The following is a 15,250-nucleotide window of genomic DNA, read 5'->3' as shown; positions in this document are numbered from 1 at the left end:
GCTATGACTCGTCTCGCTTATGTAAACGGAAGATACGAACCGCAAAATAGCGCGTCTGTCTCCATTGAAGATCGTGGTTTCCAATTCGCTGATGGCGTGTATGAAGTTGTCGCCATATGGAACGGCTGCGCTGTTGATTTCAAACCGCACATGGACCGTCTGGAACGGTCTATGGCAGAACTGCTCTTTCCCAACCCTCCCTCTACACGGGCACTGACTGTTGTGAGCCGGGAAATCCTGCGGCGCAATAAAGTGACGAACGGCATACTTTATATACAGATCAATCGTGGAACGGCACCGCGCAATCACCCATTTCCGGGTGATCACGTAAAATGCTCAGTTGTGATGACCGTCCGCCATGGCCTGGGGCCAAGTAATGCTCAGGCAGAGCAGGGGGTCTCCCTTACGGTTCAAGACGACCTGCGATGGAAACGGCGGGATATCAAGTCTGTCGGTCTGCTGCCCAATGTTCTCACAAAACAAGCAGCAAAACAGGCCAAAGCGTTTGAGGCGCTTTTGATTGACCCAGATGGCACGGTTACGGAAGCCAGTGCTGCCAATGTGTGGATCGTCGATAAAGAGGGCGTTTTAGTGACACGGCCCCTTGGGCCTGAGATTCTGGGTGGGGTAACCAGATTGCGCGTCATGCAACTGGCCGAAGAAGCCGGCTATCCAGTCAAAGAAGCTGTCTTCACCCTTGCCGACGTCCTGCAAGCACGAGAGGTTTTCTTAACAGGGACGACCACCTTCGTGCTCCCTGTGGTTCAAATTGATGACAGCATCGTGGCCAATGGTCATCCTGGTGAAATCGCCCGCGACCTGCGAGATCGCTATCAGTCTTTTTTATTTACATTGGATCGCGTTACCAGTTGGTCGGGTGTGTGAACTCAACGTGCAGCCGTCACCTAACCCCTTACCTAAACCCTTAGCATTGTTGTTCGATTGGGACGGCACGTTGGTTGATACGCACCCGGTATTAGCGGCAGCAATGAACCATACGCTTGAAGCTTTTGGGCGAACTCCTTGGACCTATGAACAATGGGAAAACTGGTTAGGACTGTCTGCGCGCGATGCCTTTCCGAAAGAGTTTGGCGATAACTGGGAAGCGGCCCGGGACATTTATCTTAAGTCTTATGGCACGTTGCACCTTGAACGCATTAAAGAAAAGGAATGCGCTGAAGAATTACTGGTCTCGTTAAATCTTCAGCCTGTTTATATGGCTTTGGTCAGCAACAAGACGGGACACTACCTGAGAACAGAAGTCACTCACTTCGGTTGGCAAAATAACTTTGGAGCTGTGATCGGTTCCGGTGATAGCGCCCAGGACAAACCAGCAACGGATCCGGTGTATGATGCCCTGCGGCCAGCAAACCTCAGGCCCAACCCAAACATCTGGTTTATCGGGGATAATGATATCGATGTGGCCTGTGGGCGTGCTGCAAATTGCACCACAATATTGGTCGGAGATGGCTATCCAGACTCATCTCCAGACCATCGCGTTGCCGACTTAAAAGCCTTGAAATACTTGATTCTCAGCTCTCTTAACCCAAGGTAGAGTATACTTGGGTTCCAACTGTGGTTGACCCGATCGCGCGAAACCTTCTAGATACGGGGGCAAGTCCGTGCAGCGACAACGCCACTGGACAATAAATAAATTAAAACAAGGGCTTAACAATGTCTGGCGAAAAATCACAAAACGTTCAGGACGTCTTTCTCAACACAATTCGCAAGAATAAGATCCCAGTCACTGTATTTTTGATCAATGGCGTCAAACTTCAGGGAATTGTTACATGGTTTGATAACTTCTCGATGCTTCTGCGACGGGATGGACACACCCAACTTGTTTATAAACACGCCATATCGACCGTAATGCCGTCTGGTCCTCTTCAGTTATTTGAACCTGAGACCGACGACGAGACCGGCAAGTCAGAAGAGGCAGCCGAATAGGCTTGCAGATTTAAGTGACCACAAACGATCAAAAGTCAGACACCTACTCAACTGAGATTGCTAAAACACGGACCATCATCCTTCATCCAGATTTTTCAAAAGGAGCGGGCGCTGAGGATGCGCGGGCGCGTCTGGATGAAGCCTGCGGTCTCGCGCTCGCAATTAACTTGGAGATTGTTCACGCTGAACACTTGGCTGTCTCAAAACCGCGCCCTTCGACGTTGTTCGGCAAAGGCGTGGTTGAGCGCTTTGCTGATCTAATAGAGGGTTTGGAAGTTGACCTTGTTATTGCCGACCACAGTCTGTCGCCGGGTCAACAACGTAACCTAGAGCGCGCCTGGAAAACCAAAGTTATTGATCGGACTGGATTGATCCTAGAGATCTTTGGCGAGCGGGCGAGAACCCGCGAAGGTCAACTTCAGGTGGAACTGGCGCATCTGACCTATCAGAAAAGCCGCCTGGTCCGCAGTTGGACTCACTTGGAGCGCCAACGCGGTGGTTCTGGGTTTCTTGGTGGCCCTGGTGAAACCCAAATCGAAATTGACCGGCGACTTATTGGGGATCGGATCACGCGTCTCAAAAAAGAACTCGAGAAAGTTGTACGCACACGTGACCTGCACCGGGCAGCGCGCAAACGGGTGCCGTATCCGATTGTTGCCTTGGTTGGCTATACCAACGCTGGTAAGTCGACACTTTTCAACACACTCACAAATGCTCAAGTCTATGCCAAGGATCAACTGTTTGCGACATTGGACCCAACCATGCGCGCCGTTGTCTTACCCTCAGGTCGTCGTGTGATTTTGTCTGACACGGTGGGATTTGTTTCTGATCTGCCGCACGAGTTGGTCGCCGCGTTTAGGGCAACCCTGGAAGAAGTCACTGAGGCAGATGTTATTGTGCATGTACGCGATATCTCTCATGCAGAAAGCGAAGATCAAAAGCGGGATGTGGAAGAAGTCTTGTCCCGCATGGATATTGTATCGAGCGATGATCACCCCATTCTTGAAGTTTTGAATAAGGTTGACTTAGTTAATGCTTCTGCCCGCAGCCTGATCGAAACCGAAGAAAAAAGCACGTCTGCGCCGTTGTTTGTGTCTGGTTTAACCGGTGAGGGGACGGATGATGTATTGGCCGCGATTGATCGCATTATATCGAGCGGGCGTCGTGAGCTTGGCGTTGCGGTACCCGTCGCCGATGGCAAAACCCTCGCCTGGCTGTATCGCAAAGGAGAAGTTATCGCTCGTAAAGACGGTGATGATGAAACAACCCTAACGGTTCTTCTTGATCACGCAGATGCGGACCGGCTCTCGGCCAACAACGCTGTGCGAGTTCTGTGACGGCTGTAGTAGACCTTCTTCATCATCGAAACGCCGTTGATGAGCTGCTGAGATCGGTTTCTGAAAAGACAATTCTGCCACGTTACCAGACTCTTTCCGAAGATCAGATTAAGACCAAATCCAGTCCAGGTGATTTGGTCACCATTGCTGATGAAGAAGCTGAGCTGCATCTGACAGCGGGTTTAAAAGAATTGTTGCCAGGGTCTGCCGTAGTTGGTGAAGAAGCCGTTGCAGCTGACCCCTCTGTGTTAGAGCGCTTAACCCGCCCAGGGCTGACCTGGGTCATTGACCCAATTGATGGCACCGCAAACTTTGTTGCAGGTAAGCCCGCATTTGGTGTGATCATAGCCCTAATGCAGAATGGCGAGACCGTCATGGGCTGGATTCATAATCCACTTGAATCTAAAACCCTTTGGGCCGCGCAAGGGCAGGGCGCTTGGGTGGACTCTCAGAACGTGACCGTTGCGATGACGGAGTCGCCTGCTGACGTGTCGTCGATGACAGCAGCGTTGTACCATCGAGCCTTTCGATCCGCTGTCTCCGACTTTGGCTCAACCACGCTGATCGGCAGCGCGGCTCACGTATACTGGGGCGTTGCCACCGGTACGACGCATGTCTCGAGTTTCAGCAGGTTGATGCCGTGGGATCACGCGGCAGGCGTTCTTATCCATCAGGAGGCAGGTGGTCATTCAGCCCTGCTAGATGGAACAGCCTACAAGCCAACAGAATGGAAACATCGAGGTGTTCTCAGTGCACCGTCACGAGAGATTTGGAACACCGTACGGGCTTTAGCCGATGAGTCTAAAACTTAGGAGAAAACCTAGCCTAACATGATTAGACACCGGGCGATGTTGGCAAACTCTTGGCCGTCAGTTGTAAAGTTAGCTTAGGCACCGGCTGACGGAACGAGGTCATATTCCAATCATAGATTGTGTATCCAGGCGTCGGTGCTCGCCGGACCGACATAGCGTTATGACTCAAAACCTCAGCATCGGTGACGACGCGCACAAGACCTTTTGTTCTTAACCCAATGGCCTCAAGTTGGTCCGCCTGGTTTTTCCCAGCCCCCGTACCAAAGAAGTTAACTGTGCCGTCTTCCCCTGCGCGAATTTGGAAAATGCGTGCGTTCCGCCGCACAAAACTTAATAGCTGTGTTTCTGTAAATTGACCCTGACGATCATACCGCACTTGATAGCGACCAGAGCCAAGGCTGGTGACCGACTCAAAATAGCGATCTGCTTTTAAACCGGCCAGAAAGGCCGCAGCCTGTTCCGAGGCGGCTTCTCTATCGATCTCTCCGCGGGTCAGTTGGCCATAAAGAGGAGCCCACGTAAGTTGGCCGACATAGGAAATGCCATAGCCGCCACTTTTAGTCAGGCGAATTTCGGCGCTGTATTCATCCGGCACGAAGCAGGATGCCAGAGGGAGCACCATCACCACTGCAATGAAGCGCTTCACGTTTTTTACAAACACCGTCATTTAACCGCTTCCGTTTTGGCGCGCTGCCAGAGGGTTTCCATTTCATCCAAGGTCGCATCTTGAGGCATTTTGCCCTGTTCGGCTAGCATGCCTTCAATAAAGTGAAAACGCCGTTCGAATTTCAGGTTGGTCTGGCGCAATGCAGAGCCAGGCTCAACATTTACCTTGCGTGCAAGATTGACCACAGCAAAGAGCAGGTCACCTAATTCATCCTCAACACGCTGCGGCGTTGCTCCGGCCTTCACTTCAGCTTCGAGTTCGTCGAGTTCTTCTCGGATTTTATCAAACACAGGCGTCGCATCGGGCCAATCAAACCCAACCCGCGCAGCGCGTTTCTGAAGTTTTTCCGCGCGCTTCAGTGCGGGCAGGGCCGTCGGAACATCGTCGAGAATGCTTGGCGCACTGTGACCAGAATCAGCCGCTTTTTTGTCGGCCCGCTCTTTAGCTTTGATGGCCTCCCAGGACTCCGTCTGGGCGTCTGAATCCCTAATCACTGCATCCGCAAAGACATGGGGATGCCGCCGGATCATCTTGCGACACACCGCCTCGACAACATCGCCGAAGTCAAAGAGTTTCTGCTCTTCGGCCATACGGGCATGAAACACGGCCTGGAACAGCAAATCGCCCAGTTCATCTTTCAAGGAGGGCATGTCGCCACGCGCAATCGCGTCGGCCACCTCGTAAGCTTCTTCGATGGTGTAGGGCGCTATAGATTTAAAATCCTGCTCAACATCCCACGGACAACCGGTGTCCGGATGCCTGAGTTGCGCCATAATATCGAGTAAATCGCTAACAGACGGTCGTTTTTCCATAGCTAAGGACTTACCTTGTGCAGGCATTGGGATCAATAAATTGTATAAAAACCAGGGATAAGCAAAGACTTATCCGCTCAACGCTAGATTATAGCGTTCCTCGTCTATCAGTAGTAACGTATCGGTATGTGAGGCCCGAATAACTTTGGATAACCTGACAGTGTTATATTTTACGCTGATATGCACAGGCTAATACCATAGTTGCAGTTGGCAACGGGGGATGACTTTCGTGTTAGGCCGCTTGCAGAAGTATCTAATCAATATTTTCAGAGGTGCGCGAGACGACGAGTCAGGCGTTATTCTTCTGATCACTGTGGTCGCAACTGCCGCGCTCGCCGCGGCTGTGGCGGGTGCGATGCTGCTAGATGTAGTCGGCCCCCGCCCGGAGATCAGGAACATTCAGGGGAACAGCACCAAACTTCAAAAAATACGAGATGCGATTGTTCTGCACGCTATTCGGGATGCGAGTTATCTGTTGCCATGCCCGGCCTCAGGCGCGGCCGGCGACGGCGTTTCCATTGGGGCCTGTAACAACACAACAAACAATGTCGGCACTGTGCCGTGGCAGACACTTGGATTGAGCGAAGAAGATGCAACAGACCCCTACGGCAACCAGATTGTATATGCGGTTAGTGCCGGTCCTATAGGAGCGTGCCACGAATTAGACGGTGTTCCCACCGGATCTGTAAATGCGGGCACATTGTTTGCGGGTGAAACAACGCCAGGCTCTACATATCTATATGCACTCGTGAGTCAGGGCCAAAATGGGCTCGGAGCTTTTGACAGCAACGGCAATGTAAAAAGTAACCCAACGAGCACAGAAGAAAGTGACAACTGCGCCAACGGAGCTGGCTGCACAATTCCGACTGCAAATTTTATTGATACCGGACCCTTTGAAGATGATGGCGGAGGGACGAGCCATTTCGACGATAAAGTATTGTTATCTTCATCCGCTGACTTTCAGACTGAATGCGAGCGTTTTGCAGAAAATGAAAAAAGTGAACTCGAGTTCGTTGAAGAAGGCTTTGGCGGGACCTCGGTCACCTCTGATTTGGTTGTCACGAATAACGGTGGAGGCGGCGGCGGGTCCTCCTCGCTCGGTGGTGGAACCTTAACCGTCACCGCCGATGTTGAGCTCTCCACCTCATCGACGATATTCACACCGGATGTGACGCCGCTCTACAACAGAATTGAGTGGACGCCGACAGCGGCTGCAACAAGCACCGGCTTTTCGATTATCACCCGGGCAGATCGAACCACGCGTGCCGGCAGCACAACCAACTATACTGATGGCATCACCTGCGAATTCTTTAGTGATGGGTTGCCCGCCAATGCGCAGACCATCGAAATCAATGATAGCTCTGGCACCCTGGCAACAAGTGCGGGTACTTACACACTTACGCTGGGTGAAACCTATGAGCTGGAATGCTTTGACGACGGTGATAATTTATGGGCACGCATCACGGAAGTTGGAGATACCTCCAATCAAGCGACAGTTTTCACCACAGATACGTCTGATCTCTCGACGCCCAATCAGGTTATCTTTCTCCACACGGCAGCAGCCGGCGCCGTCAGCAGGCTCGATAATTTGCTCGTTGCCAAGGGCGGCATTGCGCTGGAACTGGACAACGGTGGCCAGTTGGCAAACACGACTGCCCCGTTGGCTAATTTCGCTAGTGAAACCAGTTTTACCGGCGAGGGCTGGCTTTATCTGCGGGATACAAACGCAGGGACGACCTCTCTCTTTTCGGTTGATGATGGAGTTTCTTCTAGTGAATCTCTTATTCAGGCAGACGTCGTCAATTCAGAGTTTGAGTTCTCGTTCGTTGATTTCGACACATCAACCGGCAGCAAAGTTGCCACCAGCCAGACCTACGGCACCACATTCTGGCGGCATCAATCTTTCAACTGTAATTCGGGCTCTGACAGAAGCCTTTACGCCTTTGGCTCGTTAACCGGCACCGCAGATACTGTGGCCTGCGACATTCTGCCCGGCACAGACATTGCGACTGCCACTGAAACCGTTGCCATCGTCAACAACACCGGCGGGCGGATTTTACTTTCGGAAATGCGGTTATGGGATGCGGCCCGGGGCAGCTCGAACATCGCCAGCAGTTTCAATGCGCGCGTGGCTAACGATTCAACCGGTTTGGATCTCCAGCTGCGCCTAGATGAAGATAACTTTGCCAGTGCAACCGCTACGGACTCTCACACCCCCGCTGAAAACTACGCCATAACCGATGGGCGTTTCGTTGGCTTTAAATCACCGTTCAAAAGCCTTGCGGCGGATATCTGCCCGGGCAATGAAGACACCTCAGTCCCACCGGACCCGTTCAAGTGCGTCTGGGATGGCACCGGATCTGCAGAAACGTCTGATACCATTAATTTGCCCCTGGATATTACTGAAGTGCAGATTAAGGTTTGGGGCGCCGGTGGCAGCGGTGGAAGACAAAACGCAGGGACAGGCGTTGATGGTAAAGCTGGAGGTGGTGGGGGTTACGTGTCGGGTCGTTTATCCACAGTGAGCGCTGCTAGTATTTCTGGCCACGACCTCATAATTAGCGCTGCAGGCGCAGGTCAAGTTGGAACAAACGATAATGCGCCCGGTGGTGGTGGCGGCGGTTCTGCCGTTGAGTTTGACAATGGATCTACCACGCTCATCGCAGTTGCTGGCGGTGGCGGTGGAGGCGGCTCTGCTCGCACCAATTCGACAATTGGATATGGAGGAGGCGGCACCACAGGTGAAGTCCGCAATGGTGGAACAACACCAGCGGTCGGGCCATGTGATCCCTTATCTGGTACTCAAGCTGGCGGCGGCACAGGTGGTGCTTGTGGTGGTAGTGCTGGTCAAGGAGTGACAGCAGGAGGAGCCAACGGTGGTGATGGCGAGGCCGCAGACGGCACTGGCGGTCCGGCTGGTAATGGTTACGGCAATGGCGGTCGCGGTGGACTTAGAGCGGCTACGACTGGCGGCGGCGGCGGCGGCGGCGGCTACACCGGCGGCGGCGGCGGCGGTAAGGATGTTAACTGCGGAACGGCCCCATGTAATAACGTAGGTGGCGGCGGTGGTGGTTCTGGATTTTTAGGTTCTGATCTTACTTCCACATCACAGAACACTGGCAACGGTGCTACACCAGGTAACAGCGGAGATACAGATCGTGGAACTGCAGCGACGGGCGGAGCGATCGGAGCAGCCGGCTCTCCCGGGCGTGTCGTGATCTGCTGGAGTGCGGCCTGCTTGCCGTAATCGGATATGCCATTTACCCGGCCCGCACCGGAAAGAATCTGAAACACCATGTGCGTTGCATTGGCCGCTTATAAAACCTGGCAGGAAGTGCGGGAGTATTACGGCCTTCATTCTGATGCCGATAGCCCTGATACCGGAACTCATCCGGCCTTCACCCCCTCTGCGGTCATCCGGTCAAACGCCGTCCACCCGATACTTCGCCAAGGAGTAGGCGGCCGGTTTCTAGATTTGGCAATTTGGGGCTTTCCCAGTTCTAAGGGCCGGATCACCCCGGTCACAAACGCCAGATGCGAAACCTTGGATGTGATGCCTATGTTCAGTGATGCGTTCCAATCGCGACGCTGTGCGGTGCCGGTATCTGGATACTACGAGTGGAAGAGGGCGGTTGACGGCACCCGCACCCCGTGGAAGATCTCGCGAAAAAATGATAGCGCTAGCTGCTTTATGGCCATCGCCGGCCTGCACACGTTCAACTCTAAGACCAAACAGTGTCATTTTGTGGTGGTCACAACCGAGCCAAATGAAGTGGCGGCTGAAATTCACGACCGCATGCCCGTCATATTAAACGATGCGAGCCTTAAAACGTGGTTGTCAGCTGAAGCGGGCCCTGCGGATCTTCGGAACATCTGCAAGCCCTATGACTGGGATGATCTGGTGATCGAGCCAGTGGCCAAGTCGTTGTTTGACCGGCCCAAGGCGGTCGATAAAAACCAACTCAGTTTGGCGGTATAAGGACGAGAACAACGTTTGAGAGCGTCGAGTTCAGTCCGACTTAAACGTGCTGATCCACCAATATTGGGTTTCCATCAGGGTCATGAACCACAAAACTGGCCGGGCCTGATGTGGTTTCATCGGCTTCCGTTTCTAAAGCAATTCCAGCGGCTTTAAGTTGCTTCTGAAGGTCACGCACATCGGTAAAGTTACCGAGAGGCTGTGCATTTTCGCCCCAGCCCGGATTAAACGTCAGCATGTTCTTTTCAAACATGCCCTGGAATAAACCGATTACGCAGCTATCCGATTTCATAATCAACCAGCCTTGGGCTTCATCGCCGCCAAACGGGCTGAACCCGAGCTTGGCATAAAAGTCTTTCGACGCAGCGAGATCTTTGACCGAAAGGCTGAGCGAGAAAGCACCGAGGGACATAGCAAATTTCCAATGTGATTAAGCTGGTTTTTTGAGACTAGCAAATCAAATGGAGCAGGGCACTTGGTAATGCCTCCAACGAGATTTACCTCGCGCTCTCTTGCTTGCCGAACCTCTTTTTAGGTTTATTCTCCCCATCATACAATTATGTGTGGTGGGGTTTTTGTGACTATTTTTGCGCCCTTGTTTGCCGCGCTTCAAAACCTCTTCTGGCTTATTCCGTTCATGCTCATCGGATCGGGCATTGCTCAATATCTCAAACCAAAAATTAAAGGGTGGTTTGGCGAGCGTCTCGTTAAGTCGGTAATTAAGCGCCACGGGTTTGAATGTGTCGATGATGCCTATCTTCAGGATGAAAATGATCGTCTCACTCAGATCGACCATGCTGTCCTCATCGCAGGTCATCTCGTGATAATCGAGACTAAGAATTACGCGGGCGCAATTTTTGGTCAGGCTGGTGAGGGGCGTTGGACCCAGAAACTTGGTCGTTTTAAGTTCAAATTTCAGAATCCAATTATGCAGAACAAACTGCATATCCGGATTGCCCAGGACCTTTTTCCCAGAGCATCAATTCAATCATTGATCTGTTTTGTTGGGGAGGCTGAATTTCCCAAAGGCAAGCCAGAGGGTGTCGTTTTTCTGAGGGAACTCGCAGATACCCTTAAGGATTACAGAAGCCAGGCCCTTGATCCTGATCAGGCCCGATCTGGGTTGAGGGCCTTTGTCGCGATCGCTCAAGCCCAGTATGTCGTTGACCTTAAGGAAATCAGGAAGGCGCATTTGCAGCAATTACGGGAGAGATTTGGCCGGGGGAACACACGCTCGATCTTAGCTGCTGTTCAGATCGGCCTTGGCCTCCTGATTGCTTTAGGTCTTTTGATATTCTCTTAATCCAAATCCAGCCCCTTACGATTGCTTCATTTCTGAAACCCATTTGTCGCATAATGTATAAAATCTTGACCGCTCAGTTTCATAACTAAGCAGGTGAGGGTAGGTATTCACTTTGCTTCCTCCATTTCCCATTTAAGCTCGTTCATCAATCGCTTGGCATATTGCCGTGTCACGTTTAACCGTCGACCGATCTCCCGGGCTGTCCAACCTTGGGCTTCCCATTTCGGCACTAGCGTCGCCCTCATTTGTTCGATGCGCTTCCATCGAAGACTTGCAGCGTATTTGATTAGCAGTTTGATTTCTGATTTTGGGCGTGAATAAAGCTGGGCGAGATTGGTGAGTGCAATCACCTCTTCAAGACCGCTTTTTTTCCAACGACGAACAAAGGAAGCGAACAACAATCCTGTAACCAAGTTGCGGCTCTTTATCCTGTTGATCTGTTTGTTATCTGAGGCTTCTGCAAAGCTCTTTGGCTCTGGGGGCAAAGGCAATTTGTTGTCCTGTATCGCGACGACTTTTTTTGCGATCGCAAAAGCGAACTCTTCCATAAACGGCTCTAGACCGTCTGAGTGAGTTAAGCCAAAAACCAATATCTGCCTTGAAGGGTTGCCTTGAAATACAGCACAGGCTTGACGCCACACATCGACGCTTTCCTCGCCAGCTATCGAAGCTTGGATATCATGGACAGGATTTGTTTTGTCTCGACGGACTTGCGGTAGTTGCTCAGGTCCACCTGAGTCATTATCATTACCATCATTAGATGACGTCATCGATATGGCACCTCCTATGCCTCGGTGAAAGCTGCTCCAACAGCTTTACGGTTATCTCAAATGCAGACGGCTCAGGTCATTTCGATCTGAGCCGTTTCATATTTAGGAAATCTTGTATCTCTTATTGTTAGCCGCATCTCTTCTGTTCGGGATCGACGAGATAGGTATGCGTTGATCTCCTTGCTCAAGCGAATTTTTAATTCTTTAAAATCGCCGTTAAAATCATAGTGTTTTTCAAGTGATGTAACCGTTCCCGTCTCCTCCGCTTCGTCATAGCCGTTTGGTGAAATCAATAATTCGAGCAAACCAACGCTCCATATTTCTTGGCACTGTGAGAGCAAGTTAAATGCCTCTTTTTCAACACGAGCTCTAGCAACCTCAGATTCTTGCGGTCCTTCATCTTGAAAAGTGTCGGGCGTATGTTCGTTGTTTACCTCTGGGTCATCCCAGTTATAAAAAGCCACGAAGTACCTGATGCTCATTTTTTGTTTCCTTCCTCGTGAATATCAGACTCATCGACCGGTTTTTCTTCGAGTCTGGTCCTATCCACTCGTTTCTCTTGACCGCGGACGACGTTCCAAAAAGCATTAAATTTTTTAGTCCATCCCCACACATAACTCTTGCGTGACAATTCGGTGCTCGCGTCCATCTGATCTTTGTATCTAATGCCAAGAATTTTTTCGTATTTGCGTATCGTGGCTTGGCTATGGATAAGGTAGAGCACCTCCCAACCCATGGCCTTTCCGATAAAAAGTGCGCCAATAGCGGTTTCCAGGCTTGGTGTGAAACCGGAAAAGTCCTTAATCGAACTCTGTATTTTATCGTGTAGTTCTTTATCGGTGAGTCGTTCTGTCATAACCAGCCAATCAGTAGTATTTGAAATACCATGACCTAGTAGATTATCAAAGTCTACTAAAAAATATATTAATGAATAATAGCGCTATGCGTTAATTACTATCTAAAGTAGATTTGCTGATCATTCATTACATTTGGCATCTGAAACTTATGAGGCAAAAAGCTAAGGTCTTTTTTTCTAGCATTTTATTCCTAGCCATTATGGGCGGAATTCTATGGCTTGTGTATGAAGCGATAGTTGGTATCTGGGGTGCTCTATCAAGTACCAATGAAACACTTGCTGTTGGCGCATTAACTGCTATTACAACTATATTTGCTGCCACGTTGACAGTAATGCTCGGTAGATATTACGAGCGAAAAAAAGAGATAGAATCACATTTTAGAGCCGACAAGCTTGAGATGTATGAAGCATTCTTAACTGAATTCTTCAAGTTAATGGCTCCGACCAATTCTACTGACACGGAAAATAATACTGACGAGACAGTAGCAGATGAAGAACTTGTCAAATTCCTAAGAAATTGGCAGCAAAAGTTGATCATTTGGGGTGGAAGCAATGTACTAAAAACATATTTTGCTTGGTCAAACCACATGAAAAAAGGCGTTCCAGATGCGAGGACACTCTATCTTATGGATGACTTTATTCGTGCCATCAGGAAGGATATCGGTCTAAGTTCTTCAGGTCTTACAAAAGGCGCATTCGCTAACGTAATACTTAGACATGGCGAACTCTTTCTCTCCATGTCTAAAAACAACCCTAATATTACTCTTGAAGAGTTGGCAAAGATTGAAGAAAAGTTATACGGAACCCAGACTTAGTAACGGATTGAGGGTTTTATAGATGTTGTTATTCAATTACCAACTACAAGCCCAAAGCCACTTAGGGCCTTCGTCATCAAGATGATTATCTAAGTACTCGACAGTGGCTGAGCAGCTTTGAAAAAGCTGAGTTATTTCAGCTTCTACTGCAACGTTGAAAGGTAACATGACGATCAGGGCAGGGACCTCTATTCCGCGTGAACGTTTATAACGGTGCTGGCCTTCTGTGTGCTCAGTATCCAAGTCTTTAGTGATGTATTTACTCAGATAGCGGGAGAGGGTGGATAATTTTCCCCGGAAGTACTTAACGTCAATATTTCCATCCGTTGTACCAATGGCTTGATGCCATAAACGCCTCAAAAGTTTTACATTCTGGCGACCATGGACTGCTGCATGGACATGCATTGCACCTCGTTTCTGGCGCTCTAAAACTGCCACAAACGGATAACCTTTAGGATGATGCTTTCTGACAAGGCGCATGAATCGTCCAAAGTGTTTCCACGCTAACGCATGGTCTGTTTGGTTTTCCCGATACGTAAGTGTCAAAAGGTGATCTAGCTTTGCCGCCATAATTGATTGCCGCACAGCTGTTTTGGCTCTTCGATAAGCGCGGGCTTTATTTTCCTGCACCTGTTCTGGCGTTTTCTTTGGCGGGTCACCGACTAGATCAGTATTGGGTCTAGAACTCGTATTTACGGTTATCGTGGCTTCTACTAATCCTTGACCGTAGTCACGTAGCAGGAGCCGAAATGCTTCATACTGCGGTTTGATATCCCTCAGGTCACAAATCGTCCCCTTATCAAGTCTAGAAGAGGGGCCGTCGCTATCGGGCAGGGCGGTACGCGCCTCCGGCGCGTTTCCGCTCCTGCCGATACGCTCCCGACCCCGACTTGGTGACTGATCAGTCGAACACTTTCTGTGTTTTTCCGGAAAAGAACCTTCATTGCTCGGCAAGGAAGGGGCTTGGCGTCCCTCATTCGCCGGGACCGGCTTTACCTGGTGTTTCACGATACACCGCCGTTCACCGGACCAGATCGGCCTGGAGGCGGTCTTTGGGCCCTAATTTCCGCTATTTTTTTCTTCTGACCACTGAGAATGCGAGAAACGGACCCAGGCGCTATTGCCAATTTTTCAGCAATTTGGCTGTTTGAAAGACCATCGAAGTAAAGCTCGATGACCGATGCATCGCGGTCAGCCTTAAGGTTTTTCTTAATTTTGGTTCCGTAAATGCGACATACAGATTTCAGGAACTGAAAGTCGTGACCAAGCTCAGAGGCCAAAGCCTTTAAGATTGAATCTTTCTGACCTGGACCGTTAGAGCGTCTGTCGATCTCACGATGGCAAATATCGGCGAGGGCGGCCCAACGGGCTTTGTTAGCTTCTGCGGTCTCAGAAACCTTTTCAGCGACCTGTGCACAGCGCTCAGTTTCTTTAGACCTTTGCCCAACAGCTTCCTGGATCACGGCTATGAGCTGTGGTCCATGCTCAGCGAGTACTTCTGCGATCTCCCATGGAAGATCGAGTGTCACACGACAGATGTTCTGGTCTGGGTTTGGAGGACGGCCGTTCATGACGGTCGTCCTTTTGTTTGAGCGCACCAGTTAAAACTGGGTATCAGGTCACTTAATTGGTTAGAGGCGAAGTGACCCGTATTGAGAACATCTGAAACCCATTTGTCGCATAATGTATATTATGGGTATTTTTGATGTTTATTTATATGGCAGCTTTAGCGCTTTTTCGGGTGTGCAGCGTCATGATCCCTAAGTATATCTATCTTAAAATTACGCTTGGTCCGTTCAAGTTTGAATTTCTATATCATACGTTAGCTATAGCAATAGACTTAAGGTTTTTAGTCATGAAAGTGCTCCTAAGTCTCTGTTTAGATTAATAATATTCAGAATCACAATTCTATAATTACGGCACATCCCAATGCACGATATGATATCGGCACT

At 50.2% G+C, this 15,250-nt stretch carries 17 protein-coding genes; 9 read left to right on the top strand and 8 right to left on the bottom strand.

Annotated features, from left to right (window positions below; genetic code table 11):
* The first annotated feature begins 3 nt into the window (after positions 1-3).
* The 5 genes from RIC29_15915 to RIC29_15895 all read left to right on the top strand — a co-directional run bounded on the left by RIC29_15915 (position 4) and on the right by RIC29_15895 (position 4,096).
* Positions 4-885, top strand: coding sequence for a D-amino-acid transaminase (locus RIC29_15915; protein ID MEQ8736411.1), 882 nt, complete (start codon positions 4-6; stop codon positions 883-885).
* 7 nt (positions 886-892) lie between these two features.
* A complete protein-coding gene (locus RIC29_15910) occupies positions 893-1,555 on the top strand; it encodes an HAD family hydrolase (protein ID MEQ8736410.1) in 663 nt (220 codons plus the stop codon).
* Between the two features lie 119 nt (positions 1,556-1,674).
* On the top strand, positions 1,675-1,947 hold the full coding sequence (gene hfq, locus RIC29_15905) for an RNA chaperone Hfq (protein MEQ8736409.1): 273 nt from the start codon (positions 1,675-1,677) through the stop codon (positions 1,945-1,947).
* Between the two features lie 74 nt (positions 1,948-2,021).
* Positions 2,022-3,284: a GTPase HflX gene (gene hflX / locus RIC29_15900; protein ID MEQ8736408.1), complete on the top strand. Its 1,263-nt coding sequence runs from the start codon at positions 2,022-2,024 to the stop codon at positions 3,282-3,284.
* Complete coding sequence (locus RIC29_15895) at positions 3,281-4,096, top strand: inositol monophosphatase family protein (GenBank protein ID MEQ8736407.1); 816 nt, start codon at positions 3,281-3,283, stop codon at positions 4,094-4,096. Before hflX ends, RIC29_15895 begins: the two co-directional genes overlap by 4 nt.
* Before the next feature lie 22 nt (positions 4,097-4,118).
* Here the strand turns inward: RIC29_15895 and RIC29_15890 are convergent, their stop codons facing one another.
* Positions 4,119-4,763 (bottom strand): hypothetical protein, encoded by a 645-nt coding sequence (locus RIC29_15890; protein ID MEQ8736406.1) that lies wholly within the window; start codon positions 4,761-4,763, stop codon positions 4,119-4,121.
* Positions 4,760-5,575 (bottom strand): nucleoside triphosphate pyrophosphohydrolase, encoded by an 816-nt coding sequence (gene mazG / locus RIC29_15885; protein ID MEQ8736405.1) that lies wholly within the window; start codon positions 5,573-5,575, stop codon positions 4,760-4,762. The genes RIC29_15890 and mazG overlap by 4 nt, the downstream gene beginning before the upstream one ends.
* A gap of 220 nt (positions 5,576-5,795) precedes the next feature.
* On the opposite strand from mazG, the gene RIC29_15880 reads away from it, so the two are divergent.
* Both RIC29_15880 and RIC29_15875 read left to right on the top strand, forming a co-directional pair.
* Entirely contained in the window at positions 5,796-8,822 is a 3,027-nt protein-coding gene (locus RIC29_15880) for a hypothetical protein (GenBank protein MEQ8736404.1), read from the top strand.
* Between the two features lie 48 nt (positions 8,823-8,870).
* Positions 8,871-9,554, top strand: coding sequence for an SOS response-associated peptidase (locus RIC29_15875; protein MEQ8736403.1), 684 nt, complete (start codon positions 8,871-8,873; stop codon positions 9,552-9,554).
* Positions 9,555-9,594: 40 nt separating this feature from the next.
* Here the strand turns inward: RIC29_15875 and RIC29_15870 are convergent, their stop codons facing one another.
* Positions 9,595-9,966: a hypothetical protein gene (locus RIC29_15870; GenBank protein MEQ8736402.1), complete on the bottom strand. Its 372-nt coding sequence runs from the start codon at positions 9,964-9,966 to the stop codon at positions 9,595-9,597.
* A gap of 165 nt (positions 9,967-10,131) precedes the next feature.
* Here RIC29_15870 and RIC29_15865 point away from each other — a divergent pair, with 165 nt between their 5' ends.
* Entirely contained in the window at positions 10,132-10,857 is a 726-nt protein-coding gene (locus tag RIC29_15865) for a nuclease-related domain-containing protein (GenBank protein MEQ8736401.1), read from the top strand.
* A 107-nt stretch (positions 10,858-10,964) separates the two neighbouring features.
* Here RIC29_15865 and RIC29_15860 read toward each other — a convergent pair whose 3' ends face one another.
* From RIC29_15860 to RIC29_15850, 3 genes are all read right to left on the bottom strand, one after another.
* Positions 10,965-11,627: a hypothetical protein gene (locus tag RIC29_15860; GenBank protein MEQ8736400.1), complete on the bottom strand. Its 663-nt coding sequence runs from the start codon at positions 11,625-11,627 to the stop codon at positions 10,965-10,967.
* Positions 11,628-11,698: 71 nt separating this feature from the next.
* On the bottom strand, positions 11,699-12,109 hold the full coding sequence (locus tag RIC29_15855; GenBank protein ID MEQ8736399.1) for a hypothetical protein: 411 nt from the start codon (positions 12,107-12,109) through the stop codon (positions 11,699-11,701).
* A complete protein-coding gene (locus RIC29_15850; GenBank protein ID MEQ8736398.1) occupies positions 12,106-12,483 on the bottom strand; it encodes a hypothetical protein in 378 nt (125 codons plus the stop codon). The genes RIC29_15855 and RIC29_15850 overlap by 4 nt, the downstream gene beginning before the upstream one ends.
* Positions 12,484-12,632: 149 nt before the next feature.
* Between RIC29_15850 and RIC29_15845 the strand changes: the two genes are divergently transcribed.
* Complete coding sequence (locus tag RIC29_15845) at positions 12,633-13,298, top strand: hypothetical protein (protein ID MEQ8736397.1); 666 nt, start codon at positions 12,633-12,635, stop codon at positions 13,296-13,298.
* Positions 13,299-13,334: 36 nt separating this feature from the next.
* On the opposite strand, the gene RIC29_15840 is transcribed toward RIC29_15845, so the two are convergent.
* On the bottom strand, positions 13,335-14,306 hold the full coding sequence (locus RIC29_15840) for a hypothetical protein (protein MEQ8736396.1): 972 nt from the start codon (positions 14,304-14,306) through the stop codon (positions 13,335-13,337).
* A complete protein-coding gene (locus RIC29_15835; GenBank protein MEQ8736395.1) occupies positions 14,303-14,869 on the bottom strand; it encodes a hypothetical protein in 567 nt (188 codons plus the stop codon). Before RIC29_15835 ends, RIC29_15840 begins: the two co-directional genes overlap by 4 nt.
* Positions 14,870-15,250: the final 381 nt, after the last annotated feature.

The organism is Rhodospirillaceae bacterium (genome assembly GCA_040219235.1).
Classification (GTDB): Bacteria; Pseudomonadota; Alphaproteobacteria; order Rhodospirillales; family Rhodospirillaceae; genus WLXB01.
The sequence above is the reverse complement of the archived record's forward strand: the minus strand, read 5'-3'. Positions and strand labels throughout refer to the sequence as shown.

Excerpts from the sequence above, each read along its gene's own strand:
- RIC29_15870 (MEQ8736402.1), bottom strand. The coding sequence starts at position 9,966 with ATGTCCCTCGGTGCTTTCTCGCTCAGCCTTTCGGTCAAAGATCTCGCT.
- RIC29_15875 (MEQ8736403.1), top strand. The coding sequence starts at position 8,871 with ATGTGCGTTGCATTGGCCGCTTATAAAACCTGGCAGGAAGTGCGGGAG.
- hfq (MEQ8736409.1), top strand. The coding sequence starts at position 1,675 with ATGTCTGGCGAAAAATCACAAAACGTTCAGGACGTCTTTCTCAACACA.
- RIC29_15880 (MEQ8736404.1), top strand. The coding sequence starts at position 5,796 with ATGACTTTCGTGTTAGGCCGCTTGCAGAAGTATCTAATCAATATTTTC.
- RIC29_15835 (MEQ8736395.1), bottom strand. The coding sequence starts at position 14,869 with ATGAACGGCCGTCCTCCAAACCCAGACCAGAACATCTGTCGTGTGACA.
- RIC29_15845 (MEQ8736397.1), top strand. The coding sequence starts at position 12,633 with ATGAGGCAAAAAGCTAAGGTCTTTTTTTCTAGCATTTTATTCCTAGCC.
- mazG (MEQ8736405.1), bottom strand. The coding sequence starts at position 5,575 with ATGGAAAAACGACCGTCTGTTAGCGATTTACTCGATATTATGGCGCAA.
- RIC29_15890 (MEQ8736406.1), bottom strand. The coding sequence starts at position 4,763 with ATGACGGTGTTTGTAAAAAACGTGAAGCGCTTCATTGCAGTGGTGATG.
- RIC29_15860 (MEQ8736400.1), bottom strand. The coding sequence starts at position 11,627 with ATGACGTCATCTAATGATGGTAATGATAATGACTCAGGTGGACCTGAG.
- RIC29_15850 (MEQ8736398.1), bottom strand. The coding sequence starts at position 12,483 with ATGACAGAACGACTCACCGATAAAGAACTACACGATAAAATACAGAGT.
- RIC29_15915 (MEQ8736411.1), top strand. The coding sequence starts at position 4 with ATGACTCGTCTCGCTTATGTAAACGGAAGATACGAACCGCAAAATAGC.
- RIC29_15855 (MEQ8736399.1), bottom strand. The coding sequence starts at position 12,109 with ATGAGCATCAGGTACTTCGTGGCTTTTTATAACTGGGATGACCCAGAG.